This window comes from Poseidonocella pacifica (genome assembly GCF_900111875.1).
GTDB classification, from domain to species: Bacteria; Pseudomonadota; Alphaproteobacteria; order Rhodobacterales; family Rhodobacteraceae; genus Poseidonocella; species Poseidonocella pacifica.
The window spans coordinates 263,253-288,741 of sequence record NZ_FOJU01000001.1 but is presented as its reverse complement, the minus strand read 5'-3'; the positions used below and the strand labels follow the sequence as shown (position 1 = coordinate 288,741).

The 25,489-nt window shown below is 63.1% G+C and carries 22 protein-coding genes and 1 riboswitch; of the genes, 6 read left to right on the top strand and 16 right to left on the bottom strand.

Annotation, left to right across the window (positions count from 1 at the left end; genetic code table 11):
- Window positions 1–5: 5 nt before the first annotated feature.
- Window positions 6–686 (bottom strand): arylesterase, encoded by a 681-nt coding sequence (locus tag BM234_RS01345; RefSeq protein WP_092059891.1) that lies wholly within the window; start codon window positions 684–686, stop codon window positions 6–8.
- Here BM234_RS01345 and BM234_RS01340 point away from each other — a divergent pair.
- Window positions 685–1,380, top strand: coding sequence for an ABC transporter ATP-binding protein (locus tag BM234_RS01340; RefSeq protein ID WP_092059890.1), 696 nt, complete (start codon window positions 685–687; stop codon window positions 1,378–1,380). The two genes, BM234_RS01345 and BM234_RS01340, sit on opposite strands and share 2 nt — an antisense overlap.
- Window positions 1,377–3,905 carry an ABC transporter permease gene (locus BM234_RS01335; RefSeq protein ID WP_092059888.1) on the top strand — a complete coding sequence of 843 codons (2,529 nt, stop codon included), beginning with the start codon at window positions 1,377–1,379 and terminating at the stop codon, window positions 3,903–3,905. The genes BM234_RS01340 and BM234_RS01335 overlap by 4 nt, the downstream gene beginning before the upstream one ends.
- On the opposite strand, the gene BM234_RS01330 is transcribed toward BM234_RS01335, so the two are convergent.
- From BM234_RS01330 to puuE, 9 genes are all read right to left on the bottom strand, one after another.
- A complete protein-coding gene (locus BM234_RS01330; RefSeq protein ID WP_092059886.1) occupies window positions 3,906–4,682 on the bottom strand; it encodes a cobalamin-binding protein in 777 nt (258 codons plus the stop codon).
- The gene (locus tag BM234_RS01325) at window positions 4,679–5,431 is read right to left on the bottom strand and encodes an ABC transporter ATP-binding protein (RefSeq protein ID WP_092059885.1); all 753 of its coding nucleotides are present in this window, start codon (window positions 5,429–5,431) and stop codon (window positions 4,679–4,681) included. Before BM234_RS01325 ends, BM234_RS01330 begins: the two co-directional genes overlap by 4 nt.
- Window positions 5,428–6,411, bottom strand: coding sequence for a FecCD family ABC transporter permease (locus tag BM234_RS01320; protein ID WP_092059883.1), 984 nt, complete (start codon window positions 6,409–6,411; stop codon window positions 5,428–5,430). The genes BM234_RS01325 and BM234_RS01320 overlap by 4 nt, the downstream gene beginning before the upstream one ends.
- A complete protein-coding gene (locus tag BM234_RS01315; RefSeq protein WP_175501173.1) occupies window positions 6,408–7,166 on the bottom strand; it encodes an ABC transporter substrate-binding protein in 759 nt (252 codons plus the stop codon). The genes BM234_RS01320 and BM234_RS01315 overlap by 4 nt, the downstream gene beginning before the upstream one ends.
- 43 nt (window positions 7,167–7,209) lie before the next feature.
- Window positions 7,210–9,090 (bottom strand): TonB-dependent receptor plug domain-containing protein, encoded by a 1,881-nt coding sequence (locus tag BM234_RS01310; RefSeq protein ID WP_092059879.1) that lies wholly within the window; start codon window positions 9,088–9,090, stop codon window positions 7,210–7,212.
- A 143-nt stretch (window positions 9,091–9,233) separates the two neighbouring features.
- Window positions 9,234–9,429: riboswitch (cobalamin riboswitch) on the bottom strand.
- 227 nt (window positions 9,430–9,656) lie between these two features.
- Window positions 9,657–11,072, bottom strand: a complete 1,416-nt coding sequence (locus tag BM234_RS01305; protein WP_092059877.1) for a uracil-xanthine permease family protein — start codon at window positions 11,070–11,072, stop codon at window positions 9,657–9,659.
- 37 nt (window positions 11,073–11,109) lie between these two features.
- The gene (locus tag BM234_RS01300) at window positions 11,110–11,607 is read right to left on the bottom strand and encodes an ureidoglycolate lyase (protein ID WP_425439208.1); all 498 of its coding nucleotides are present in this window, start codon (window positions 11,605–11,607) and stop codon (window positions 11,110–11,112) included.
- Entirely contained in the window at window positions 11,604–12,422 is an 819-nt protein-coding gene (locus BM234_RS01295) for a bifunctional allantoicase/(S)-ureidoglycine aminohydrolase (RefSeq protein WP_092059875.1), read from the bottom strand. Before BM234_RS01295 ends, BM234_RS01300 begins: the two co-directional genes overlap by 4 nt.
- A complete protein-coding gene (gene puuE, locus BM234_RS01290; protein WP_092059873.1) occupies window positions 12,419–13,831 on the bottom strand; it encodes an allantoinase PuuE in 1,413 nt (470 codons plus the stop codon). Before puuE ends, BM234_RS01295 begins: the two co-directional genes overlap by 4 nt.
- Before the next feature lie 155 nt (window positions 13,832–13,986).
- Between puuE and uraH the strand changes: the two genes are divergently transcribed.
- Window positions 13,987–14,346, top strand: a complete 360-nt coding sequence (gene uraH, locus BM234_RS01285; RefSeq protein ID WP_092059871.1) for a hydroxyisourate hydrolase — start codon at window positions 13,987–13,989, stop codon at window positions 14,344–14,346.
- Here uraH and BM234_RS01280 read toward each other — a convergent pair.
- Window positions 14,331–15,251 (bottom strand): LysR family transcriptional regulator, encoded by a 921-nt coding sequence (locus BM234_RS01280; RefSeq protein ID WP_092059869.1) that lies wholly within the window; start codon window positions 15,249–15,251, stop codon window positions 14,331–14,333. The genes uraH and BM234_RS01280 overlap by 16 nt on opposite strands.
- Window positions 15,252–15,349: 98 nt before the next feature.
- On the opposite strand from BM234_RS01280, the gene BM234_RS01275 reads away from it, so the two are divergent.
- Window positions 15,350–16,570, top strand: a complete 1,221-nt coding sequence (locus tag BM234_RS01275) for a urate hydroxylase PuuD (protein ID WP_092059867.1) — start codon at window positions 15,350–15,352, stop codon at window positions 16,568–16,570.
- A 2-nt stretch (window positions 16,571–16,572) separates the two neighbouring features.
- Here BM234_RS01275 and BM234_RS01270 read toward each other — a convergent pair whose 3' ends face one another.
- Both BM234_RS01270 and BM234_RS01265 read right to left on the bottom strand, forming a co-directional pair.
- Entirely contained in the window at window positions 16,573–17,334 is a 762-nt protein-coding gene (locus tag BM234_RS01270) for an EcsC family protein (protein ID WP_092059865.1), read from the bottom strand.
- Between the two features lie 56 nt (window positions 17,335–17,390).
- Entirely contained in the window at window positions 17,391–17,876 is a 486-nt protein-coding gene (locus BM234_RS01265; RefSeq protein WP_092059863.1) for a GNAT family N-acetyltransferase, read from the bottom strand.
- A gap of 81 nt (window positions 17,877–17,957) precedes the next feature.
- Between BM234_RS01265 and BM234_RS01260 the strand changes: the two genes are divergently transcribed.
- Window positions 17,958–18,563: a flavin reductase family protein gene (locus BM234_RS01260; protein ID WP_092059861.1), complete on the top strand. Its 606-nt coding sequence runs from the start codon at window positions 17,958–17,960 to the stop codon at window positions 18,561–18,563.
- A gap of 57 nt (window positions 18,564–18,620) precedes the next feature.
- Here BM234_RS01260 and aspS read toward each other — a convergent pair whose 3' ends face one another.
- On the bottom strand, window positions 18,621–20,474 hold the full coding sequence (aspS, locus tag BM234_RS01255) for an aspartate--tRNA ligase (RefSeq protein ID WP_092059859.1): 1,854 nt from the start codon (window positions 20,472–20,474) through the stop codon (window positions 18,621–18,623).
- A gap of 321 nt (window positions 20,475–20,795) precedes the next feature.
- On the opposite strand from aspS, the gene carB reads away from it, so the two are divergent.
- The gene (carB, locus tag BM234_RS01250; RefSeq protein WP_092059857.1) at window positions 20,796–24,161 is read left to right on the top strand and encodes a carbamoyl-phosphate synthase large subunit; all 3,366 of its coding nucleotides are present in this window, start codon (window positions 20,796–20,798) and stop codon (window positions 24,159–24,161) included.
- Window positions 24,162–24,280: 119 nt separating this feature from the next.
- Here carB and BM234_RS01245 read toward each other — a convergent pair whose 3' ends face one another.
- Together BM234_RS01245 and BM234_RS01240 are read right to left on the bottom strand one after the other, a co-directional pair.
- Entirely contained in the window at window positions 24,281–24,841 is a 561-nt protein-coding gene (locus BM234_RS01245; protein ID WP_092059855.1) for a hypothetical protein, read from the bottom strand.
- Between the two features lie 88 nt (window positions 24,842–24,929).
- On the bottom strand, window positions 24,930–25,355 hold the full coding sequence (locus BM234_RS01240; protein ID WP_092059853.1) for a BrnA antitoxin family protein: 426 nt from the start codon (window positions 25,353–25,355) through the stop codon (window positions 24,930–24,932).
- Between the last annotated feature and the right edge of the window lie 134 nt (window positions 25,356–25,489).

Genomic DNA, 25,489 nt, shown 5'->3' with positions numbered 1-25,489 from the left:
CGCGCCTACTCGGCCCCCGTGATCAGGCCGATAACGCGGGGGCCAAGCGCCTCGATGATGCGCCGGACCCCGTCGGCGTTGGGGTGAATGCCGTCGGGTTGAAAGTACTGGCGCGCCTCGCGCGGATCATCTTCGCCCAGACCGGCAAAGAAACTCGGCTCATAGAGCGCGCCATAGTCTTCTGCGAGGTCCGGATAGATTGCGTCGAACGCGGTCTTGTACTCCGGCCCGTAGTTGTCCGGCGCGCGCAGTCCGACCACCAATACCGACACCCCATGCGCCTCTGCCTCGCTCAGGATCGTGTCCAGATTGGCGCGGGTCACCGCCGGATCGATCCCCCTCAGCAAATCGTTCCCCCCCAGCGTCAGGATCATCGCATCGATCTCCGGCGTCAGGCTCCAGCCGATGCGCGCCGCGCCGCCCGCGGTCGTGTCTCCCGATACGCCCGCATTCACGACGCGAACCTCATGACCCTGCGCCGCGAGCCAATCGCGAAGCTGGGGCACAAAACCTTCGGTCTCGATCAACCCATATCCTGCGGTCAGGCTGTCACCGAAGGCAAGAAGATCGACCTCCTCCGCCGTCGCTGCGACGCCCCATATAGCGAGGATTGTCGCCAACACCTTGCGGCGCGCCTGCAACACCCCATATTGCACTCGACGCGGCGATAACCCACGGTACCTCATGTCAGATCCGATCCTTTCGCTTCGCGACGTCCAGTTGACCCTAGATGGCAACGCCGGGCCCGTGGACATCCTCCATGACATAACCCTCGACATCGCCAGAGGACAGACCCTCGGTCTGGTTGGTCCCTCCGGTTCCGGCAAATCCTCGCTGCTCATGCTGCTTGGCGGGTTGGAGCGCGCCTCTGGGGGGCGGATCACCGCCCTCGGCCATGATCTCACCGCGATGTCCGAAGACGCGCTTGCCCGGTTTCGCAGGGATCACATGGGTGTGGTGTTTCAATCCTTCCACCTGATTCCGACCATGACAGCGCTGGAAAACGTGGCCACGCCGCTTGAGCTTGCCGGGCGCAAGGATGCCTTTGTCCGCGCGGCGGAAGAACTGGCCTCGGTCGGGCTGTCCCACCGGGCCGATCACTACCCGAGCCAGATGTCGGGCGGAGAGCAGCAACGGGTTGCCCTCGCTCGCGCCATGGCCCCGCGACCGGACATCCTTCTCGCAGATGAGCCGACCGGAAACCTCGACAGCCCCACCGGTGCGCTGATCGCCGACTTGCTGTTCGATCTCTCTGCCAAGGCGTGCGCCACGCTTGTCCTTGTCACGCATTCATCTGAGCTAGCCGCACGTTGCGGCCGTGTCGTGCGGCTGCGTGATGGGCGGATCGAACCCGACACTGTGGCGCGGGCGGCCGAATGAGCTTTGCCATCGCTGGCCGTTTGGCGCGCCGTGAGCTACGCGGCGGCCTTCGCTCCTTCCGTATTTTCCTCGCTTGCCTGACCCTCGGCGTCGCGGCAATTGCCGCGGTCGGCTCTGTTCGAACAGCGATCGAAGAGGGGCTGGCCCGCGAAGGGGCCGCGCTTCTGGGCGGGGATGCGGAACTTGAGTTCACGTATCGCTTTGCCACTGCGGCAGAGCGCGACTGGATGGAGGCGGTTGCCGAGCGCCTGTCTGAGGTCGCGGATTTCCGGTCGATGGCTGTCACGGATGGGCCGTCCGGCACCGAGCGGGCCCTAACGCAAGTGAAATCCGTCGACGACGCCTACCCGCTGCTCGGCACCCTTGGCCTTGATCCCCCGCTGCCCATAACCGAGGCTCTCGCGACCACGGATGGCATTCCCGGCGGGCTCATGGCGCCGCTGCTCGCCGATCGCCTTGGCCTTGTTCCGGGGGATACGTTTCGGCTGGGCACACAGACCTTTCGCCTCTCCGCCATCCTTGTACGCGAACCCGATGATGCGGGCGCGGGCTTCAGCTTGGGCCCCCGCACCATCGTGGCAACAAGCGCCCTCGATGCGTCGGGTCTTCTTGGCCCCGGCACCCTATTCGAGACGAAATACCGGCTCGACCTGCCGCCAGATGCCGATCTCGACGCGCTGGAGCGTGAGGCCAAGGCCACCTTCCCCGATAGCGGCCTGAGGTGGCGCGATTCCCGCAACGGTGCGCCGGGGGTGGCGCGCTTTGTCGAACGGCTCGGCTCTTTTCTGGTGCTCGTGGGCCTGTCCGGGCTGATCGTGGGCGGTGTTGGCGTATCCTCCGCTGTGCGTGCCTTTCTCGCGGGGAAGACTGGTGTCATCGCCACCCTGCGCACCCTTGGGGCGGATCGGCGCACCATCTTTCTTACGTACTTCCTGCAGATCGGCGCGCTCTCCCTGCTCGGGATTGCCTTGGGCCTGATCCTTGGGGCTGGCCTGCCCATCGCCTTTTCTCCCCTCATAGAAGACCGCTTGCCCGTCCCGGCCGTCTTTGCCCTGCATCCGCGACCGCTGATGGAGGCCGCGCTCTATGGCGTGCTAACCGCGCTCATCTTCACGCTCTGGCCCTTGGCGCGGACCGAAGACATCCGTGCAGCCGCCCTGTTTCGCGACTCGCTTGGCGCGGGCAAACTGCTCCCCGCGCGCCGCTATCTCGTCACCGTCGCGCTTCTTGCCGCGCTGCTCGTTGGCGCCGCCGCAGCTTTCTCGGGCTCTCCGTTACTGACATTGTGGACCGTGGGTGGCCTTTTTGCCGCGCTTCTGATCCTCGTCCTCGCGGCGCTCGGCCTCCGCCGCGTCGCCGCTCGCACCAAAGTCCTGACGCGGGGCCGGACCGCTTGGCGCACCGCCTTGGGCGCGATTGCCGGTTCGGGCGAGGAAACCACATCTGTGGTGCTGTCACTGGGCCTCGGCCTCTCGGTTCTGGCGGCTATCGGCCAGATCGACGGAAACCTGCAAACCGCGATTTCACAGGACCTTCCCGAACGGGCACCCAGCTACTTCTTTGTCGACATCCAGCGCGATCAGATGCCGGGCTTTCGTGAACGGTTGGACGGTGACGCGGCAGTATCCAAAGTGGAAAGCGCGCCCATGCTGCGCGGCGTGATCACCCGGATCAACGGCCGTCCGGCGCGTGAGGTGGCTGGCGATCACTGGGTTGTTCGCGGCGACCGGGGCGTGACCTATTCCGCTGCCAAGCCAGACAACGCCCGACTAACCGCAGGCGCATGGTGGCCCGAAGACTATACCGGAGATCCGCAAATCAGCTTTGCCGCCGAAGAAGCCGAAGAGATGGGGCTGTCGCTTGGCGATACCATGACGGTCAGCATTCTGGGACGAGAGATAACCGGCACGATCACGTCCTTCCGCGAGGTCGATTTCTCCACCGCTGGCATGGGCTTCGTGCTCTCGATGAACGAGGCCGCGCTGGTCGGTGCGCCCCATACCTTCATCGCCACAGTCTATGCCGACCCCGAGGCCGAAGCGCCAATCCTGCGTGACCTGACGACCGCCTTTCCCAATATCACGGCGATCAGCGTGCGGGATGCGATCGACCGTGTGACCGAAGTGCTCGGGGGAATCTCCGCCGCCACGCGCTATGGTGCGGCGGCGACCCTTCTCACGGGTGTGCTCGTCCTCATCGGCGCTGCGGCGGCCGGGGTACGGGCGAGGGTCTATGAGGCCGCGGTCCTCAAGACGCTGGGCGCAAGCCGGGCGACGATCCTCCTCAGCTTCGCGCTTCGCTCTGCCATCTTGGGGGCCGGGGCGGGATTGGTCGCGCTGGTCGCTGGGATCGCAGGGGCGTGGGCCGTCATGCACTTTGTCATGGAGGCCAGTTTCGCAGTGATCTGGCCAAACGCCGTCGCCATCGTGCTCGGGGGCTTGCTGTGCACTACGCTGGCCGGGTTGCTCTTTGCGCTCCCGCCCCTCGCGGCGCGCCCCGCCCGGGTGCTTCGCGCGCGCGAGTGATCAGCCGCGACGCCATTCCTCGATTGCGGCAAGTATCGCATCAAACCCTTCGGTGAGCGCCGCTGGTCCCGGTTGCAGGATGATGGGCGATTTGATTTCGATGATCCGCCCATCCCTCACGGCGGGAATCCGATCCCACCCGGGCCGGGCTGCGATCTTTTCCGGGCGCACCTTCTTGCCGCACCAAGACGCGAGGATGATATCGGGCTGCGCCGCGATAACGTCCTCTGGCCCCACAATCCGGTCCTTGGCCGCCTGTTCATGGCGAAGATGGGCAAAGCAGTCGATCCCGCCCGCCGCTTCGATCAGTTCCGACACCCAGCCGATCGAGGTGATCATGGGATCGTCCCATTCCTCGAAATAGATCCTCGGGGATGGACCCGTTCGGGGCGTGGACAGCCGCGCCTTGTAGCTGGCGACGAGCGCATTCGCGTCGCTGGCTTTGCCGGTCAGCGCCCCGAGCATGGAGATCATGTCAAGGATGCCCGCCACGGTGCGCTGGTTGAAGGCGTGAACCGTAACCCCTGCCCGGATCAACTCCGCAGCAATCTCTGCCTGAAGATCTGAAAACGTCAGGACCAGATCCGGCTCAAGGGCGAGGATCTTCGGGAAATCCGCCGAGGTGAACGCCGAAACCCGAGGCTTCTCGCGGCGCACGCGCTTGGGTCGGACCGCATATCCAGACACCCCGACAATGCGCGCGTCCTCCTCCAGAAGGTACAGGGTCTCGACGGTCTCTTCGGTCAGGCAAACGATCCGTTCCGGTGGAAAACTCATTGCGGCCTCACACGGTCTAGCGGCTGAAAGATCGGGCCTTCGGGGCCCGTTTGGAAATGTGCAGTGATACCGAACACGTCCCTCAGATTCTGGGGGGTCAAAACCTCTGACGGCGGTCCATCAGCCACAAGTCGGCCCCGATCCATCAACAAAAGCCGCGTGCAATGCCGGGCTGCGAGGCCCAGATCATGCAATGATGCGAGCACGGCATGCCCCTCGCCCGCGAGATCCGCGAACACGCGCGCCGCCGCGATTTGTGCCGCCGGATCAAGACCCGCCACAGGTTCATCCGCGAGGATCAGCGGCGTTTCCTGAGCCAGCGCGCGGGCGATCAACACGCGGGCCTGTTCCCCGCCAGAGAGTTGCGTGGCAAGGCGCGGCGCGTAGTCCGCAAGGCCCATTCGCCGCAGAGCGCGGTCAACCGCATCAGCATCCGCCTTCGCTCGGGCGTCATGTGGATGCCGACCAAGTCGCACGAGATCCGCAACCTGCATCGGCCACGCGATCTCCCGCGCTTGGGGCAAGAAGGCGACATGGCGGGAGCGCGGGCCGGGGGGCAGCTCGGCCACGGAAGAGTGCCCCTCGTGAGGCAACAAGCCAAGTGCGCCGCGCAGAAGAGAGGTCTTTCCGGCGCCGTTCGGCCCGATCAGACCGACGAACTCCCCCGCCCCGAGAGTAAAGCTCACGCCATCGACCACGGGGCAATCCCCGCGCCGAACCGTCAGGTCGGTCAGCGTCAGCAGGGTCATCCCAACTCCCTCCGGGTGCGATAGACGAGATGCAGGAAAAGCGGCGCGCCAATAATGGCCATGAGCACCCCAAGCTTCAGATCCTTCTCCGGCAGGATGAGGCGTACGGCAATATCCGCCAGCAGAACCAGAAGCGCGCCCCCAAGTGCCGAGGCGCCAAGCAGCCGTGAAGGACGCGAGCCGACGGCGCGGCGCAGAAGGTGCGGCACCACCAGCCCGACGAACCCGATCCCGCCCGCCACGGCGGTCGCCGCTCCGACCGAAGACGCAACCCCAAGCACCAGCGCCAGACGAAGCCGGCTGAGCCGCACACCCATGGATTCCGCCGCGTCCTCCCCCAGAGCCAAGGCATCAAGGGAACGCCCCAAGGACAACAGCACCGCCCCGCCAACGACGACAAACGGCGCGGCCAGCCAGACATGCGTGAAGGAGCGGTTCGCCAGTGATCCCATCATCCAAAAGACCATCTCATAGGTGGCATAGGGGTTGGGAGAGAGGTTCAGCACCAGTGCGGTGAAGGCCCCGGCAAGCGCACTGATCGCGATACCTGCAAGAATGAGTGTCAGCGCCGCGCCGCGCGGTCCCGCCAGCGCCAGAATGAGCAGCACCGCCGCAAGCGCACCGGCAAGCGCCGCCAGCGGCAGCCCGAGCGTAAACGCGGCGGCGAGCCCGGTCTGAAGCGCGATCACCGCCCCCAAGGAGGCGGCACCGGTTACGCCTATAAGCCCCGGCTCCGCGAGCGGGTTGCGAAGATATCCCTGCAACGCGGCCCCGGAAAGACCAAGCGCCGCACCGACAAGCGCGCCCAGTATCGCGCGGGGCAGACGGATTTCCCGCATGACCAGCCCGGCGGGACCCTCCCCCGAAAGCAGTGCTGCGAAACTCTCCGCCGGAAGCAATCCCGCCGGCCCAATCAACAGCGATCCGGCCAGCGCCAGAATGACACCTGCGCCCAAGAGCAATTCCAACCGATAACTCATGACGCTTCCCGGACCGCCAACAGCGCCTCGACGGCATCGAGAACGCGCGGTGTGCCGCATGCCCAGGCGGGTCCGCTGAGACGGCGCGCCGCAGGAAGCGCATCAAAGACGGGGTGATCGAGCAGAGCCTCGGACCGCGACCACCCCGCGTACCGCGCGCCCGTGATGATCATGTCCGGCGCTTCCATCACGAGCGTTTCGAGCGGCACGCTCCCGCCCGCAAAAAGCGCCCCGCCCGCGGGGAGCAACCCGGCGTGCCGCAGGATATCGCCCGCCATCCCCGTCATCCCGGCGCTATAGCCGTTCGCACCATAAAGCGTCGCCGTTTTCCCCGGCGGGAGGGCCGCCGCCCGAAACTCCAAATCCGCCAAGCGTTGCTCAAACGCGGTGGCCAGCAACTCCGCCGTCGCGCTCTGGCCCAAGGCATCGCCATAGGCCCGCACGGTATCGGGGATTTCGGCGATGGCCTCAGGGACCGGAATTTGCAGAACGTCGATCCCGAGACGCCGAAGGATGGCCAGAACCCGTGTATCGCTCCATTCGTGGGCAAGAACCAGATCGGGGCGCAACAGCCATATTTCTTCGGCCCCGCCATGATTGACCGGAACCTCCGCCGCGAGAGCCGCATAGGGAGAGGCGACGGTATCGCGCGACACATGGCTCACCGACACGAGTTGCCCCGGACCGGCGAGAAGCAAGGCGTATTGATCTGCGCAGAGGTTCATGCTGACGACCCGCGCCGGCGCCTCTGCCAATGCCGCCGCCCCACAAAGCAGGGCGGCAGCACATGCGATGATCCTAGAAGGACGCACGAAGGCCCACATAGGCGCTGCGCCGCTCGGCGGTGTAGCCCCACTGTTCTTCGTACTCAGTGTCAAAGAGATTCTCGACACGCCCGGTCAGGACCAAACCATCTCGCACTTCGTAAGAGGCGCCGAGGTCCACGACGGTGAAATCATCAAGCTTGGTGGTGGCGCTCTGCGACTGATCCGTGCCCAACAGGCCGGAAACATGACGCACCCCCAAAACTGCCTGCCCGCGCCCATCGAACAGATCCACCGCAGCGTTCAGCGAGAGCGTATGCTCGGGGCGGCGTATCTGCCGATTATCGTCGGGGTCGCGCGCATCCAGCCACGTGTAAGCAAGATCTACTTTCACCATATCGACCGGCCGAAGCGCCAAGGTAACCTCTGCGCCGCGCGACTCGCTATCGCCTTTGACGTTGCTTGTCGTGCCGCCCCCCCCCGAAGTGACGGTGACGATCCGGTCCGTCACGGTTTGCTCAAAGTAGGTCAGATCCAACACTGCAGTGTCGCCGATCCTCTGCTCGAACCCGATATCCCAGCTTTGGACCACTTCCGGTTCGAGATCAGAATTGCCCCGAAAGCTTCCTGAGAAACCATAAAGCTCGTACCATGTCGGGTTCACCGTTCCCTTGCCCGCAGATAGATGCAGACGTGTCGACCGGTTCGGCAGTTCGTATGACAGACCGGCGTTCCAACTCGTCGCGTCACCGAAATCCTCATTCCAATCCTGACGCAGCCCCAGTTGCAGCGCTACAGCGTCCAGAATGTGGCCCTGATACTCCGCGGCTACGCTGTCGGTCTGGCGAGCACGCGAGATGCCCCCGCTGGTGGAGTAATCCTCGCGTTCGCGCTCTGCCAGAACGGTCAAGATGTGATCCGCCCCATCAAGCGCCCCATCAAGACCGACGGCAACCTTGGCTTGCGCCTGTGCCCGGCCCATCTTGGAGAAGGACGAATAGTACGGAAACGCTTGCTCAAGGTAGGCATTGTTGAACCGAAGCTCTCCGCGAAAACGCCCATCCGCACCCTCGGTGATAGCATAAAGGCTCGTCGAAGTCTCTTCGTCCTCGCGCAATTCGTCGCCGTCAATTACGTAATCCTCCTTGGCGCTGCCGGCACCAAAGGGATAGGTCGTCCTGTCGAACTCGCTGCTGGAGGCGACATCGCGCGCCACCAAACCCACACGCACACCGGGTATAAGCTCTCCTTCAGCGCTGAATTGCAGCGACCGTCTTGATTGCGCGTCGTTGTTACCTTTTTTGTCGTCGGAGATGTCATAGCCAGCGGTTGTGCGGTTCGCGAAGGAAAGCGCGACACGGCCCCGATCAGTCACTCTTGACGTATTCAGCGCGACCTGACGGCTTTCGTTGCTGCCGACCTCCACCATAGCCGTGGTCCGGGACGCATCCCCGCCTGCGCGGGTGGTGATCGAAATCACCCCGGTCGCCGCATCCGCCCCATGAATTGCCGATTGCGGCCCGCGCAGCACTTCGATCCGCTCCACATCCGCAAGGTCCAGCAGCGACAGATCATAGCCTCCGAAGCTATCCTTTGCGACTTCGACGCCATCGATTAGGACGACCGACTGGTTGGCTTCCCCGCCGCGAATACGAAGTTCCGAAAGACCGCCTGTGGAAACGGAAAGCCCCGGAACGGCGCGGAGCGCATCATAAACGGTCTGATAGCCGCGCGCTTCGATCTCGTCCGAAGTCACGACGCTTGCACTGCGCCCGTATGTGCCGGCCTCGACCGGGCTGAGCCCGCCACGCACGAGGATCGTGCCGAGGTCATAGACCTCCTGCGCGCTTGCAGTGGTTCCGACAAGGAGGGCTGCGGCGGAGATTCCCCGTCGGAGATATGCTGATTTGGTCATAGTTCTGTCCCTTCGCGGTGCGCCGTTCTTTGCGGCGCGGAGCCTTTTGACTAGGCGACCGATACGGGAGATTTCCGACGCGGCCGCCTTGTGAAGCGCCACCACAACGGACTTGCCGTTTCGCACATGCGCCCCGCATGTACTCAGGGTGATCGGCTTCGGCAGGTCTCCTGGCTCGCGGGTCTTTGCTCGGCCTGCCTTCCCGCCCCTTTTGGGGGTAGTGGCGTTATTGGCGTCGCTCTCCGCCTACAGTTGCGGGGGCAGCCGCGGCATCGGGACGTTCCCTGACCGCATTCCCTTTTCATCGCCCGAGGGCGAACCGAAGTGCCCCCCGATTAGTGGCCCCCGCGGGGAAGTCAACGGCCAAGATGCATCAGCGGACGCGGTGCTGCACGGATGTAACGCCGATAGGCGAAGCGATTGCTGCGGTCATATGAGGGATCAAAGCGTGCCCGGATCAACAGACACCACGGGAAAGGGGTGCGCTTTGCCGTCGGGTCGGGGACCTGCACTCACGCAGGAGTAGGTCCCGCGCCGAGGCGCGGGATCCTTGAGCATGGGAAGCCTCAGTCCTTGGTGAAGCTGCCCGTTTGGCGGCCAGAAAGCCCACCGGTCACCTCTTCGGTGGCCTCGGCGGCCAGTTCCTCGGGCAGAGCAAGGTTGAGGACGATGGCGATAAGCGCGGCCGGCAGGATGCCCGACGTTGCCAATACCCGAAGCGTCGACGGAAGATGCTGCAACGCGCCGGGTTCAAGCTGAAGCCCAAGGCCCAGTGACAGCGCGATGGCAAAGATCACCATGTTGCGCCGGTTCCACGTCACGTCCGAGAGCATCGAAATGCCCGCTGCGACGACCATGCCGAACATTACGATCACGCCCCCGCCCAGCACTTCGATCGGGACGGTCGAAATGATCGCGCCAACCTTTGGCACGAGGCCACACAGGATCAGGAACAACGCCCCGATTGTCACCACATGCCGCGACATGACCCCAGTCATGGCGATAAGTCCGACATTCTGGCTGAACGACGTGTTCGGCAGCGCGCCAAACAGTCCCGAAATCGCCGTGCCAAGGCCATCGGCATAGGTCGCGCCCTGAATTTCCGCATTCGTGGCTTCGCGCCCTGCTCCGCCCTTGGTGATGCCCGATACATCGCCGACAGTCTCAACCGCCGAGACAAACGACATCAGGCAGAACCCGAGGATAGCCGCAAACGTGAAATCCAGACCGAAGTGGAATGGATCAGGCAGGGCAAAGCTCGCCGCCTGTCCGACGCTGGCGAAACTCACCATTCCCATCAGAAACGCGACGACATACCCCGCCACAAGACCGAGGAGCACGGCCGAAACAGACAGCATACCGCGGGCAAAGAACTTGAGGCCAAGCGTCACGAGAATGACGATTCCCGCCACGGTCCAGTTCTGCAGGCTGCCGTATTCTTCCGTGCCGATGGCCGGAACGCCCCCGGCGGCATACTGAATGCCCACCTTGACCAGCGCGAGCCCGATCATCGTCACGACGAGACCGGTGACAAGCGGCGGCAGGGCAAACCGCAGCCGCCCGATGAAGAGCCCCAGGAAGGCATGGAAAAGACCGCCCACGAGGATGCCGCCCATCAGCGCGCCGATCGCATCGACCCCCTTGCCCGCAACCAGCGGGATCATGATCGGGATGAATGCGAAAGAGGTCCCCTGCACGATGGGAAGCTTCGCGCCGACCGGTCCCACGCCGATTGTCTGGAACAGCGTCGCGAGACCGGCGAAGAACATCGACATCTGGATCATGTAGATCATCTGCGGGAAGTCCGGCGAATTGGAGCCGAACCCGAACCCGGCAGCGCCGCAAACGATGATCGCGGGCGTCACGTTTGAAACGAACATGGCCAGGACATGCTGAATCCCAAGCGGAACAGCTTGGGTCAGCGGCGGAGTGTAGTTTGGATCGCGGAGTTGTTCCACGGTCCCGAGTGAGCTGTCGTTCATCGTGTCGTTCCCTGTCTGGTTGGCGTGGGTCCCGTTCTTATGCGGGAGTATTTTCTTGAATGAGGTAGGGGGAGGAGAGCCAGTGCTCCTCAAGGTTGGGCGTGGCGCCGATCCGATCCACCACTGCGAACAGGCCAGGCGCGTGCAGCGGCGTCAGCACCCCGTGCCAAGTGCCCCGATGCAGATTCACCGCCTGCCCCTCCCGCGTGAGAAAGGCGCGCGGTACGCCGGGCGCACCACCCGCGTCGGGCGCGACAACCACGAGGAATGGATCGAGCGACATCGGAATGAACGCCTGACTGCCCTCGGGGTGCCGTTCGAGCATGTCGAGCGTATGCGGCAGGCTGCGCGGCTCCGCCTTGAAGAGGCTGATCCCGGCCTGTCCCTGCGGCCCGAAGTCCAGCTTTGCCCGATCATGAAAGCGGCCGCAAAGCCCCTGATTGATGATCTTGTCCGGCGGGCCCTCCACCTCGATCAGATCACCGAAAGGCGCAAAGGCCTGCGCGGTGATCGTCTCTGTCGCGATGCCCCTCACGATGCGAGCGTCAATGCCGGGTGGCGATTGACGTCCTTGTAAAGCAGATAGCGAAACGGCTCTGATCCAGTGGCGACGCAGGCCTGCGGGCAGAAGGCGCGAAGCCACATGAAATCTCCCGGCCCGACCTCGACCCAATCGGTGTTGAGCAGGTACCGCGCCGTTCCCTGCAACACATAGAGCCCGTGCTCCATCACGTGTGTTTCTGCGAACGGAATGAGACCGCCCGGCTGAAAGGTGACGATATTGGCATGCATGTCGTGCCGAAGATCCGACGGATCGACAAAGCGTGTCGTCGCCCAGTTGTCCGTGTCCGGCATCGGGGTTGGCGCAACCTGCGCATCCGACGTGACGATGGCAGAGGGTCGATCCACACCCGGCGCCTCCTGATACCGCTTGCGTATCCAATGAAACTGCAGAGGGTCGCGATCTGAATTTGCGATGGTCCACGGGGTTCCGGAGGGAATGTAGGCAAACCCACCCGGCTTCAGCGTGTGAACCTCATCGCCTATCGACAGGGTCATCTGGCCGTTTGCCACCAGAATCGCCGCCTCTGCCTCTGGGTCAGGCTCGGGTGTGCGGCTTCCCCCGCCCGGCAAAACCTCCACCGCATATTGCGCGAAGGTTTCAGCAAAACCCGAAAGCGGGCGCGCAATGATCCAGGCCCGCGTCCCCTCCCAGCCCGGCAAGTTCGAGGTCACGATATCGCGCATGGTATTGGCGGGGATGAAGGCATAGGCGGTCGTAAAGATCGCTTTGCCATCGGGCGAAACGGACTGGTCGGGCAACCCACCCGGGGGAAAGGCATAGCTCATACCAAATCCTCCAAACGGATACGCGCGATACGCTCGACCTGCTGGCAGGCCTCCGCGAATTCCACATTTCGATCATTGCCCAAGCGTCGCTCGAAGGCCGCCAAGATGCTGGCTTTGTCATGATCGCGAACCGCGATGATGAAGGGGAACCCGTGGCGCGCCGTATAGGCATCGTTCAACTCTTCGAATCTCTGACGTTCCGCATCGGTCAGGGCGTCTAATCCCGCACTCGCTTGCTCCGTCGTGCTTTCCGCGGTCAGCCGGTGCGCGGCGGCGAGTTTCCCCGCGAGATCGGGGTGCGCTTTGAGCACGCCCAAACGTTCTTTCTCCGAAGCTGTCCGAAAGACGCGGGCAAGCGCGTTATGGACCCCCGCCGGGCAATCATGGGCGGGCCCCAGTTCAAGCGCCCAAGCCCGCTCTGCGATCCAAGCGGAATGCTCGAACACCCCGCCAAACCGGGAAACAAACTCTGCCTGATCCATCTCGCTGGGACGCGCGGCGGATATGGGCGGATGTACGTTCCTCCAGTGCTCTGCAATCTCCGCGCGGCGCGGGCACCAGACCCCTTCAAACCCCGCGATATATTCCAAGAAGCGCTTCAACCCGGCGATTTTCCCCGGCCGTCCGACCAGCCGGCAATGCAACCCGACGGACATCATCGCAGGCCGCCCCGCCATCCCTTCGGCATGGAGCGTGTCGAACGCATCCCGCAGATAGACAAAGAAATCCTCGCCCGTGTTCCATCCCGGCGCCGTGGCGAAACGCATATCGTTGGCTTCCAACGTATAGGGAATGATCAGCTGATCCCGTGATCCAACCTTCAACCAGTATGGCAGGTCATCATCATAGGTGTCTGAAATATAATCGAATCCACCTTCTTCCGCGACAAGCCGCACGGTGTTGACCGAGCATCGCCCGGTATACCATCCGCGGGGCCGCTCCCCGATAACTTCGGTATGAAGCCGAACCGCTTCGGCAATCGCCGCGCGCTCCTCCTCCTCGGGCATATCCTTGTGTTCGACCCAGCGAAGCCCATGCGACGCGATTTCCCACCCTGCGTCTTTCATCGCCTCGACCTGTGCGGGCGAGCGGGCCAGTGCCGTTGCCACGCCATAAATTGTCACCGGAATCTGGGCGCCCGTGAAAAGCCGGTGCAGCCGCCAGAATCCAGCCCGTGCGCCGTATTCATAGATCGATTCCATGTTCCAGTGCCGTTGGCCCGGCCATGGTGCAGCGCCGGGAATATCCGACAGGAATCCCTCTGATGCAGCGTCGCCATGGAGAATGTTGTTCTCCCCGCCTTCTTCGTAATTGAGTACGAATTGCACGGCGATCTTGGCGTCGCCCGGCCATTGCGGATCCGGGGGCGTTTGCCCGTATCCCAGCATGTTGCGTTCGTAGCGCTGCATTTTGCCCTCTTCTCGCTATGTCCGCGTACCCTACGACAAATGACGGTGGCTCATTTTCAAGAAAACCCGAAAGCACTTTCGGGGTAGTCTCCAGGTGACGGTGCGGCCATGGTCTGCTCATAGCGCGGGCAGTCCGCTGCTACGGAGGGCACGGTATGAGCGACGGATATCTGACAACCCACGTACTCGACACGGCTCGGGGCTGTCCGGCCGCGAACCTTGGTGTCACGCTGTATCGGATTGAGGGAGGGGCACGCACGGAACTCGCCCGCATGGTGACCAACGCTGACGGCCGCACCGATAGCCCGATCCTGCCAAAAGATCGCTTCGCGACAGGTGTCTATGAACTTGTCTTCGAGGCCGGCGCCTATCTCGATGCCGTGGGAGAGGCCCCAGAATCGCCGCGCTTTCTCGACATTGTGCCGATCCGGTTCGGCATTTCCGACGCAGATGCCCATTATCATGTGCCCCTGCTGCTCTCGGCCTATGGGATGAGCACCTATCGCGGAAGCTGAGCCTCCGCCGCGTCCAATTCGGCCTTGCATCGCGCGACCATGAACTCGGCAAAAGCCTGCACCTTGGGATCGCGCAATCGCCGGCTTGGGGACAGGCAGGCCAGTTGCGTTGACACCGGCGGCGTCTGTATGGCCACGGGCACAAGCGCCCCGGAGCCGAGATGCTCCGCCACTTCGAAGACCGGTTTCATGACGATGCCGCAGCCTTCGAGCGCCCAACTTGTCAGCACGTCGCCGTCGTCGGATTCAAATGGGCCCGTCACCTCGAACCGTCGCGGGCCCAGCTCAGTTTCCAACGTCCATTGAAATTCGATCGCGCCCGGAAACCTGAGGTTGAGACAGTCATGATCCTTCAGATCCGCGCCCGAGGTGGGCTGACCCCGGCGCGCAATATAATCTGGTGCCGCGCATAGCACCCGGCGGCATTCGGCGATCATGCGCATCTTCAGGTCGCTGTCGACGAGCGGCCCCAGGTGAAACGCCAGATCAAGTCCCTCCGCCGGAATATCAATCCCCCGGTCCGACAGGCGCAAACGAACGTCGATCTCGGGATAGCGCGCCTTGAAGGCGGGCACCGCCGGCGCGATAAACCGCCGCCCGACCCCGAGTGGGGCGGCCACAAAGAGCGTGCCCTTCAACGCTTGCGCCATCTGCATGACGTCGGCCTCTGCTTCCTCTATGGCGGTGAGGATGCGATTTGCCCCTTCGTAAAACACCCGCCCCTGCTCGGTCGGCTGCAAGGCCCGCGTTGTTCGGTTGAAAAGCCGCACCCCAAGATGCCGCTCAAGCTCCGCGATCCGCGAGGATGCCACCGCAGGCGAAGTGCGCTGATCCCGCGCGGCAGCGCTCATGCTGCCCAATTCATAGACACGGACAAACATGCGGATGTTGTTGATATAGGCCATCGGGGATTATTCGGCATTTCTTGAAGCTGTTGCGGCATTGTCTGAATACACATATTGGGCCACCCCGGTATAGCCTGCCTGCAAAAGGAGTCCTCAGTATGTATGATCTCGCCGCCATGGGCGCCTGGCTGGAATTCGCAGTGCGCTGGCTTCACGTCATCACCGCAATCGCGTGGATCGGCTCGTCCTTCTACTTCATCGCACTGGATCTCGGTCTGCATCGCGATCGAAATCTGTCCTCCGGCGCGGATGGCGAGGAATGGCAGGTCCACGGCGGGGGCTTTTACCATATCCAGAAGTATCTCGTGGCCCCCGACAGGATGCCCGGCGACCTGGTGTGGTTCAAATGGGAAAGCTATGCGACCTGGCTTTCGGGCTTTGCCCTGCTGTTCCTCGTCTACTACCTCGGGGCGGAATTCTACCTCATCGACCCCGCCGTCATGGATCTTGCCACGTGGCAGGCCATCGGGCTGTCCCTTGCGTCGCTCGCCTTCGGCTGGCTCGCCTACAACACGCTATGCCGGGTCTTCGTCAACGCGAACCAGACGCTTTTGATGGTCGCGTTGTTCGGCGTGCTGGTGCTGATGTCCGTCTTTTATACTTCGGTGTTTTCGGGGCGTGCGGCGATGCTGCATCTCGGGGCATTTACCGCCACAATCATGTCGGCAAACGTCTTTTTCATTATCATGCCGAACCAACGCATCGTCGTGGCGGACCTGCAGGAGGGCCGGATTCCGGATGCCAAATACGGCAAGATTGCCAAGCAACGCTCCACCCACAACAATTATCTCACGTTGCCCGTCGTCTTTCTGATGCTGTCGAACCACTATCCGCTCGCCTTCGCGACGGAGCACAACTGGGCCATCGCCAGCCTTGTTTTCCTCATGGGAGTGACCATCCGGCATTTCTTCAACACCATGCATGCCCGCAAGGGGTATGCGCACTGGACTTGGGCCGCGACGGCGATCCTCTTCCTGTTGATCATGTGGCTGTCCACCGCGCCCATGTTCCGCACGAGCGATCCCGAAGAGGCCAGCGGGGCCGCCTTGCGGTTTGCCGAGGCCGAAGGATTCGAGCAGGTGCACGATATCGTGCTGGGCCGCTGCTCCATGTGCCATACGGCGGAGCCTGTCTTTGGCAATCTTCTCTGGCCGCCGAAGGGGCTGCGCCTTGACTCGCCGGGCACCATCGCGGCAAGCGCGCGCGCCGTCTACCTTCAGGCAGGGCTAAGTCACGCCATGCCACCGGCTAATTTAACTTCGATGCCAGACGAAGAACGCGCGCTTATCGTTGATTGGTACGAATCGGCGCTGAACTAGGCCTAGCCCGCCTTGCGGATCGGAACATCGCGCACCGCTTCCCGCAGGTCGGACACCAGCTCCGCATGAGAGCGATCATGTTCAATGGAAAGTCGGCGCAGGCCGAACTGCACGCGCGCGACCTCCTGATAATAGCTCGTATAGGCATAGTTCGTCGCCGCCCCTGCGACTGCCCCGATCACGGGAATCGCCTGTGCGGCGAGCTTCTGCCCCAACACCGCGCCAAGACGCGGCGCGATTGACGCGACAAGTTTTTGCATCGTGGGCCCTGAGAGCGCCATCCGCGCCGTCAGGAAGGCCATGTCCGCCCCATCGTCGCTGGTAAGCGGACCTGCGGCTGAAAATACTTCGATGCAATCGAAACGAACATTTTCCTCCGCCGGATCAAACCCTTGTTCCGCCGCGACGCCCTGAATTGCGCGCAGCAGGATGGTCGTGGTGACCGGAAGCTCCGCCAAGGCCGTTGGCAGGCCGCCAAAGCCCCCCGCCGCGCCCATCGCCGAGGTTACGGCGGTATTGAGCCAATCGGGCTGATCCCCGATCACGCCGCGCGAACGCGTCGCCGCATCCAGCGCGACCGTCAGCGCGCCCTTCGCCGACTCGTCAAGCCGGGTCCGGACCGCGGTGGGCAACCGGTCAAGCAAACTTTCGGCCCGCCCGCCAACGAGGTTGAGCACCTGCATTCCGGGGGAATTGGCGCGCCGGTATCGCCGGGCCAGCGCCTCGATCTCGGCCTCAAGCGACATGGGAAGGGGATGAGCCATGGAAATCTCCTGAAGTACCTGCCTAGAAGATCAGTCTTCCGCCCGCCGGTTTCAAGTCATAGCGCGCGCGTGACCTCGCCCGTGACCCCGCGCCATGCCCCATCTTCCAACTCCATCCCCAACACGCGGTCGGGGTTGGTTGGGGGCGGCATTTCCACGCCATTGAGCCGGGTGAATCCGAATCGCGCGTAATAGGGCGCATCGCCCACCAGCATGACCCGCGACCAGCCGAATTCGCGCGCCTTGCCAAGGCTTTCCGCGATGAGTCCCCCGCCGATCCCCTCGCCCTGCCGGGTGGGGTGGACCGCCACGGGGCCCAGCAACAAGGTCGGCGCACCGCCGACGCGCACCGGCCAATATCGGATCGCCCCCGCAAGGATGCCCCCCGAATCGCGCGCCAGCATCGACAAGCCCACCACCCGGTCGACCCCGTCCCGCAATCGGTAGGAGGACAGCGCCTCGCGGCCGGGCGCGAAACACAAGTCATACAGCGCCTCGACCTCCCACCAGTCCTCGGGCGTCTCACTTCGGATCGTGTACAAGCCTCAAGCGCTCCTCTCCCCCGGGGTGGCCCCGCCCCTAGCATGGCGCTAGGTAGCGCGCAAACCAACGCGGAGAGCCACATGTTTTATCGCCCCCAAGACGGCCACGGCCTGCCCCACAACCCGTTCAACGCCATCGTGACGCCCCGCCCCATCGGCTGGATCTCCACGCGGGGGGCGGATGGTTCGGAAAACCTTGCGCCTTATTCCTTTTTCAACGCGGTCGCCTATACCCCGCCGCAGGTCATGTTCTGCTCCACCTCGGCCAAACCGGATCGGGACGGAACCAAGGACAGCGCCGCAAATATCCGCGAAACGGGCGTGTTCTGTGCCAATATCGTGGAATTTGCGATGAAGGATGCGATGAATGCGACCTCAGGTCCGTGGGAGAAGGACGTCGATGAGTTCGATCTCGCAGGTATCGACAAGGCCCCGTGTGAGGCGATCCCCTGCTCCCGCGTGGCGAATGCCCCGGCCTCGCTGGAATGCCGCTTGACCCAGATTGTCCGGCTCGAAGGCCCGGCGAATTACGCGATTTTCGGAGAGGTCGTCGGCGTACATATGCGCGACGATTGCATCGTGGACGGGATTTTCGACGTACTGCGGTACAACCCACTGACCCGCATGGGGTATCAGGATTATTCCGTGATCCGCGAAAAATTCAGCCTGCGCCGCCCGGGCCAGTGACAAAAAAAGAGCGCGGCCCGCCATGGGCTGCGCTCCTGCTGGTCATATGGTCATAGCTCAGTCTTCCTGCGGAATGACGCGCAGGCCAAGCTCCATCAACTGATCCGATGTCGGCTCTGATGGGGCCTTCATCATCAGATCTTCGGCGCGCTGGTTCATCGGGAACATGATGACCTCGCGGATGTTCGCCTCATCGGCAAGCAGCATCACGATCCGGTCAATCCCCGCAGCACAGCCGCCATGCGGGGGCGCGCCGAATTTGAACGCGTTGACCATGCCGCCAAACCGCTTTTCGACCTCGTCCTTGCCATAGCCCGCGATTTCGAACGCCTTGAACATGATCTCCGGCCGGTGGTTCCGAATGGCCCCCGAGACAAGCTCGTATCCGTTGCACGCAAGGTCGTATTGATACCCCAGCACGTCGAGCGGATCGCCGTTCAGCGCATCCATCCCGCCCTGCGGCATCGAGAAGGGGTTATGCTCAAAGTCGATCTTGCCGCTTTCCTCGTCCTTCTCATAGATCGGGAAATCGACGATCCACGCAAAGGCGAACCGGTCCTTGTCGGTCAGGCCAAGCTCATCGCCGATAACGGTGCGCGCCTTGCCCGCCACGCCCTCGAACGCCTTGGGCTTGCCACCAAGAAAGAAGGCCGCATCGCCGACACCAAGGCCAAGTTGCTGGCGAATGGCCTCGGTCCGCTCGGGGCCGATGTTCTTGGCCAGCGGGCCAGCAGCTTCCATGCCGCCTTCGACCTCGCCGGATTTCAGCTTGGCCTGCGCTTCCTTGACGGAAATCCCCAGTTCCTGCGCCACGGCATCGGCGGTCTTTTCGCGCCAGAAGATATAGCCCATCCCCGGCAGGCCCTCTTTCTGGGCAAAGGCATTCATCCGGTCACAGAACTTGCGGCTGCCGCCCCCCGGCGCGGGAATGGCGCGAACTTCGGTGCCGTCCTGCTCCAGCAGCTTGGCAAAGATCGCAAAGCCCGAGCCGCGGAAATGCTCGCTCACCACCTGCATCTTGATCGGATTGCGCAGGTCGGGCTTGTCCGTGCCGTACCAGAGCGCCGCATCGCGATACGAAATCTGCGGCCACTCCTGATCGACTTTGCGGCCGCCGCCGAACTCTTCGAAGATCCCCGCGATCACGGGCTGAATCGTGTCGAACACATCCTGCTGCTCGACAAAGCTCATTTCCATGTCGAGCTGATAGAAATCCGTGGGGGAGCGGTCGGCGCGCGGGTCCTCATCGCGGAAACACGGCGCGATCTGGAAATACTTGTCGAAGCCCGACACCATGATCAACTGCTTGAACTGCTGCGGGGCCTGCGGCAGCGCATAGAACTTGCCCGGATGCAGACGGCTGGGCACGAGGAAATCGCGCGCGCCTTCGGGGGAAGAGGCCGTGATGATCGGCGTCTGATACTCGCGGAAACCCTTGTCCCACATGCGGCGGCGAATGCTGGACACCACGTCGGAGCGCATTGTCATGTTGCGCTGCATCACCTCGCGGCGCAGGTCGAGATAGCGATAGCGCAGGCGCGTTTCCTCGGGATACTCCTGATCGCCAAAGACGATAAGCGGAAGCTCTTCCGCCGCCCCAAGAACGGTCATGTCACGGATATAGACCTCGATCTCCCCGGTCGGCAGCTTGGGGTTCACCAGCGAGGCATCGCGCGCCTTCACTTCCCCGTCGATGCGCACGCACCATTCGGAGCGAAGCTTATCGACCTCGGCGAAAACCGGGCTGTCGCTGTCGCAAAGCACCTGGGTGATGCCATAGTGATCGCGCAAATCGACAAAGAGCACGCCGCCGTGGTCGCGGATCCGATGGACCCAGCCGGACAGACGGACCGTATCTCCCACATTCGCTTTGGTCAGATCGGCGCAGGTATGGCTGCGAAAGGCGTGCATGGAAGGCTCCTGACAGGTTCGGGCTCACGAAGCGCCGATACACATGGAAGGGCGCGGGAAGTCAAGTACGGGGGGCAAAACCGCCGCCAATCACGCGGCGCCGGATCCCTCGCCCCCGCCCCCCTTGCCCGCTATTCGAAGCGCTCCGCCCCGGCCCGCCACGTGCGCGCGGGGCCGCTGCCACGAAAATCCGTCCCCCGACACTTGGGCTGGGCCTTGCGCCGCTCACGCGCATGTCTATAACCCGCAACAATTTGCAGGCCGGGGCGACTCCTCCCCGCGCCATTTTCACATGACGCCCAAGACTCGGAAGGTGCCCCAATGCCCAAACGTACCGATATCAAGTCCATCATGATCATCGGAGCAGGGCCCATCGTGATCGGCCAAGCCTGTGAGTTCGACTATTCCGGCGCACAGGCCTGCAAGGCGCTGCGCGAAGAAGGGTACCGGGTCATTCTGGTGAACTCCAACCCCGCCACGATCATGACCGATCCCGGCCTCGCCGATGCCACCTATATAGAGCCGATCACCCCCGAGATCGTCGCCAAGATCATCGAAAAGGAACGCCCCGACGCGCTCCTGCCCACCATGGGCGGCCAGACCGGGCTCAACACCTCGCTTAAGCTCGAGGAAATGGGCGTGCTGGAGAAATACGGCGTGGAGATGATCGGCGCGAGCCGCGACGCCATCGAAATGGCAGAGGACCGCAAGCTGTTCCGCGAGGCGATGGACCGGCTGGGCATCGAGAACCCGCGCGCCACCATCGTATCCGCCCCCAAGCTGCCCAATGGCAAGTTCGACCTCAAGGCCGGCGTCGCCGAAGCGCTTGAGGCGCTGGAGGATATCGGCCTGCCCGCGATCATCCGCCCCGCCTATACACTTGGCGGCACCGGCGGCGGCGTCGCCTACAACCGCGAGGACTATGAGCATTTCTGCCGCTCTGGCATGGATGCCTCCCCCGTGGGCCAGATCCTCGTGGATGAATCGCTTCTGGGCTGGAAGGAATACGAGATGGAAGTGGTTCGCGACCGCGCGGACAACGCCATCATCGTCTGCTCCATCGAAAACGTCGATCCGATGGGCGTGCATACCGGCGATTCCATCACCGTCGCCCCTGCCCTGACGCTGACGGACAAGGAATACCAGGTCATGCGCAACGGCTCCATCGCCGTCCTGCGCGAGATCGGGGTGGAAACCGGCGGCTCCAACGTGCAGTGGGCGATCAACCCCGAGGATGGCCGCATGGTCGTCATTGAGATGAACCCGCGGGTGTCGCGCTCCTCCGCTCTGGCCTCCAAGGCCACCGGCTTCCCCATCGCCAAGATCGCCGCCAAGCTCGCCGTGGGCTATACCCTCGATGAGTTGGACAACGACATCACCAAGGTGACCCCGGCCAGCTTCGAGCCGACAATCGACTATGTCGTGACCAAGATCCCCCGGTTCGCCTTTGAAAAATTCCCCGGCGCAGAGCCCTTCCTCACCACGGCGATGAAATCCGTGGGTGAGGCCATGGCCATCGGCCGCACGATCCACGAGTCGCTGCAAAAGGCGCTTGCCTCCATGGAAACCGGCCTCACCGGCTTTGACGAGATCAAGGTCGAGGGCATGCCCGCCGATACCAAGATCGCCAAATTCGACGCCGAACAGGGCCTCTCCTTTATCCTGAAGGGCACCGACCCCGACGCGCAGCAGGCCATCGACAAGGCCCTGACCCGCGCGCTGGCGCAGCAAACGCCCGACCGGATCCGCGTCATCGCCCATTCCATGCGCTTCGGCTTCTCGGACGAGGAAATCTTTGAGATCACCAAGTTCGATCCGTGGTTCCTCGCCCGTATCCGCGAGATCATTGCCACCGAAACCCAGCTCATCGAAAACGGCCTGCCCGCCGATACCGAAGGGCTGCGCGCGCTCAAGATGATGGGCTTCTCCGACATGCGCCTCGCCAAGCTCTCCGGCATGACGGAGATTGAGGTGCGCAAGCGGCGGCTCAACGCCGGGGTTCGCGCCGTCTTCAAGCGGATAGACACCTGCGCCGCCGAATTCGAAGCGCAAACCCCTTACATGTACTCCACCTATGAGGCCCCGATGATGGGCGAGGTGGAATGCGAAGCGCGCCCCTCGGATCGCAAGAAGGTCGTCATCCTTGGCGGCGGGCCGAACCGCATCGGTCAGGGGATCGAGTTCGACTACTGCTGCTGTCACGCCTGTTTCGCGCTGACCGACGCGGGCTATGAGACGATCATGATCAACTGCAACCCCGAGACGGTCAGCACCGATTACGACACCTCCGACCGCCTCTATTTTGAGCCGCTGACCTTTGAGCACGTGATGGAGATCCTCCGCGTCGAACAGCAGAACGGCACCCTGCACGGCGTCATCGTACAGTTCGGCGGCCAGACCCCGCTCAAGCTCGCCAATGACCTTGAGGCCGAAGGCATCCCGATCCTCGGCACCACGCCCGACGCCATCGACCTCGCCGAGGACCGCGAGCGGTTTCAGGCGCTGGTCAACAAGCTCGGCCTCAAGCAGCCGCACAACGGCATCGCCTCCACCGAGGCACAGGCCTTCAAGATTGCCGAAGACATCGGCTTCCCGCTGGTGATCCGCCCCTCCTATGTTCTGGGGGGCCGCGCGATGGAGATTGTCCGCGATCAGGCCCAGCTGGAGCGCTACATTAACGAGGCCGTGGTCGTCTCCGGCAAAAGCCCCGTCCTGCTCGACAGCTACCTCGCGGGCGCAGTCGAACTGGATGTGGATGCGCTATGTGACGGAAAGACCGTGCATGTTGCCGGAATCATGCAGCATATCGAGGAAGCGGGTGTGCATTCCGGCGATTCCGCCTGTTCGCTGCCGCCCTACTCTCTCGGCCCCGAAATCATCGACGAGATCAAGGTCCAGACCGAGGCGCTCGCGCTGGCGCTTGGCGTGGTCGGGCTGATGAACGTGCAATTCGCGGTCAAACCGAACGAGGCGGGCGAGGATGAGATCTTCCTCATCGAGGTGAACCCGCGGGCCTCGCGCACCGTGCCCTTCGTGGCCAAGGCCGTGAATTCGCCCATCGCCACCATCGCCGCCCGCGTCATGGCCGGCGAGACGCTGGATGCCTTTGACCTCGTTGATCCGATGATCGACACCTTCGCCGTCAAGGAGGCCGTCCTGCCCTTCGCGCGCTTCCCCGGTGTCGATACGATCCTCGGGCCGGAGATGCGCTCCACCGGCGAGGTCATGGGTGCCGACCGCTCCTTTGCCCGCGCCTTCCTCAAGTCTCAGCTTGGCGCCGGGGTGATCCTGCCCACCGAGGGCCGCGTCTTCTTCTCCCTGCGCGACGCCGACAAGACGGACGAGATTGCGGAGACCGCCGAAATCCTCGTCGGCCTCGGCTTCGAGATCGTCGCCACCCGCGGCACGGCGAAGTTCCTCAAGGCCCGTGGCCTTGCCTGTGAGGTGGTCAACAAGGTCTATGAGGGCCGCCCCGATGTGGTCGACATGATGAAGGATGGCGGCATCCACCTCGTCATGAACACCACCGAAGGCGCCCAAGCCGTCGAGGACAGCCGCGAAATCCGCCGCGTCGCCCTCTTCGACAAGATCCCCTACTACACCACCGCCGCCGCCGCCCACGCCACCGCCCTCGCCATGAAGGCCCGCGAGGAAGGCGAAATCGAGGTGATGAGTTTGCAGGGGTAAAATGACGCCAGAAAACGCTCCAACGGAGCGTTTTCAGCGCGGCTTGGGTGGGCATCCGGCCATATGTTTCGAAAGGGTATGGCGGCGGGAGCCAGCGCTCCGGCCTATCTTTTTTAGCTTTACGCGTTTCGCCGCCGAGCCACCAAGCCCAACAGCGCAAGCCCAGCCGCGAGGGCGCCCCCCGCACCGGGCAATGGCACCACGGCATGGTTCGCTACCACGATCGGGTCCGTGGGACGGGTCAGAAACAGCCCTAGATCGCGAACGTCAATCGTGGGCGACTTCATGCGCTTGCCGGGTTTGGGATCCTCCCCCGTATCGGGCTGCTTGAAACCAAAGGTCCACCAAGCATCGACAATGGCTGGGTTGAAGATATCGTTCGCCGTGGCGCGCAACGTGACGACGATTGTCTCGCCGCCGGAAAACGAACCGGTTGATCGCGCAAACATCATTTCGTTGATCGTATTCCCGTCGCTGTCGGTCGGAAGAAACACATGGAAATCGAATTGGTCCGACTCCCCCCCGACAGTGAGGTCGTCCGGGGTATTGAAGTCGAAGTGCAGATCAGTGGCATTCTTCGGTGCGGTAAAGCTCCAATGGCCATGGAGCGTGGCCCCAAACCCAGGAGACGCCAGCGTGAGAGGCCCCAGAACCGCCAAAGCTCGAATCCAATTGCTCATCTTCCATCCTCCCAAAACCTTATCAAGAAAGATAATATATCACGATTCTTGCATATTTACGTAGGGGAAAATTACACACCAAAATTTTCTATTCCTCCTCCCCCCGCATCTCCGCCAGCTTTCGCGCCACGCGCTCTTCTCGGGCGGCGGCGAGTTCGCTCATTCCTTCCGACATCTCGAATTTCAGCGGGTCAAGTTGATCCGGCGTGCGCAGCAGCCCGGAGAGACGGGCATGCATGAAGGCCTTGAGCACGTCGTTCATGCGCGTCTGATAGCCCGGCCCGATGCTGCGGAAGAATTTCAGCACGTCCTTCTCGACCCGCAGCGTCACCCGCTCCTTGGCCGAGAATCGTTCGCCTTCGCTGATCTCATGCCATTCCTCGGGGATGAGTTCGGCCCGCCCGTCGGCCGAGTAGAGATCCCAATAGATCCGCTCCACGGCGCTCGCCATATGGCGGAAATTTTCACGTTGGGTTTTCGTCCCCGAGCGGGGGTCCTGCATCATGTCGGCCATCGGGCACTCCTTCCTGAGGATCACCCGTACAGCCTGCCGCAGATCGGTAAACGAGCGGTATGACAAGCGTATGCCGCGAAGTCATACACTTGTCATACAAAAGTCATACCCACTTTTCAGGGGGTTAGCCGAAC

What these genes read in the sequence shown, in the direction of transcription:
- aspS (WP_092059859.1), bottom strand. Translation starts at nt 20,474, where the DNA reads ATGCACGCCTTTCGCAGCCATACCTGCGCCGATCTGACCAAAGCGAAT.
- BM234_RS01320 (WP_092059883.1), bottom strand. Translation starts at nt 6,411, where the DNA reads ATGAGTTATCGGTTGGAATTGCTCTTGGGCGCAGGTGTCATTCTGGCG.
- BM234_RS01260 (WP_092059861.1), top strand. Translation starts at nt 17,958, where the DNA reads ATGTTTTATCGCCCCCAAGACGGCCACGGCCTGCCCCACAACCCGTTC.
- BM234_RS01345 (WP_092059891.1), bottom strand. Translation starts at nt 686, where the DNA reads ATGAGGTACCGTGGGTTATCGCCGCGTCGAGTGCAATATGGGGTGTTG.
- BM234_RS01245 (WP_092059855.1), bottom strand. Translation starts at nt 24,841, where the DNA reads ATGAGCAATTGGATTCGAGCTTTGGCGGTTCTGGGGCCTCTCACGCTG.
- carB (WP_092059857.1), top strand. Translation starts at nt 20,796, where the DNA reads ATGCCCAAACGTACCGATATCAAGTCCATCATGATCATCGGAGCAGGG.
- BM234_RS01335 (WP_092059888.1), top strand. Translation starts at nt 1,377, where the DNA reads ATGAGCTTTGCCATCGCTGGCCGTTTGGCGCGCCGTGAGCTACGCGGC.
- BM234_RS01330 (WP_092059886.1), bottom strand. Translation starts at nt 4,682, where the DNA reads ATGAGTTTTCCACCGGAACGGATCGTTTGCCTGACCGAAGAGACCGTC.
- BM234_RS01275 (WP_092059867.1), top strand. Translation starts at nt 15,350, where the DNA reads ATGTATGATCTCGCCGCCATGGGCGCCTGGCTGGAATTCGCAGTGCGC.
- BM234_RS01295 (WP_092059875.1), bottom strand. Translation starts at nt 12,422, where the DNA reads ATGAGCTATGCCTTTCCCCCGGGTGGGTTGCCCGACCAGTCCGTTTCG.
- BM234_RS01325 (WP_092059885.1), bottom strand. Translation starts at nt 5,431, where the DNA reads ATGACCCTGCTGACGCTGACCGACCTGACGGTTCGGCGCGGGGATTGC.
- BM234_RS01305 (WP_092059877.1), bottom strand. Translation starts at nt 11,072, where the DNA reads ATGAACGACAGCTCACTCGGGACCGTGGAACAACTCCGCGATCCAAAC.
- BM234_RS01310 (WP_092059879.1), bottom strand. Translation starts at nt 9,090, where the DNA reads ATGACCAAATCAGCATATCTCCGACGGGGAATCTCCGCCGCAGCCCTC.
- BM234_RS01240 (WP_092059853.1), bottom strand. Translation starts at nt 25,355, where the DNA reads ATGGCCGACATGATGCAGGACCCCCGCTCGGGGACGAAAACCCAACGT.
- BM234_RS01280 (WP_092059869.1), bottom strand. Translation starts at nt 15,251, where the DNA reads ATGGCCTATATCAACAACATCCGCATGTTTGTCCGTGTCTATGAATTG.
- puuE (WP_092059873.1), bottom strand. Translation starts at nt 13,831, where the DNA reads ATGCAGCGCTACGAACGCAACATGCTGGGATACGGGCAAACGCCCCCG.
- BM234_RS01340 (WP_092059890.1), top strand. Translation starts at nt 685, where the DNA reads ATGTCAGATCCGATCCTTTCGCTTCGCGACGTCCAGTTGACCCTAGAT.
- BM234_RS01270 (WP_092059865.1), bottom strand. Translation starts at nt 17,334, where the DNA reads ATGGCTCATCCCCTTCCCATGTCGCTTGAGGCCGAGATCGAGGCGCTG.
- uraH (WP_092059871.1), top strand. Translation starts at nt 13,987, where the DNA reads ATGAGCGACGGATATCTGACAACCCACGTACTCGACACGGCTCGGGGC.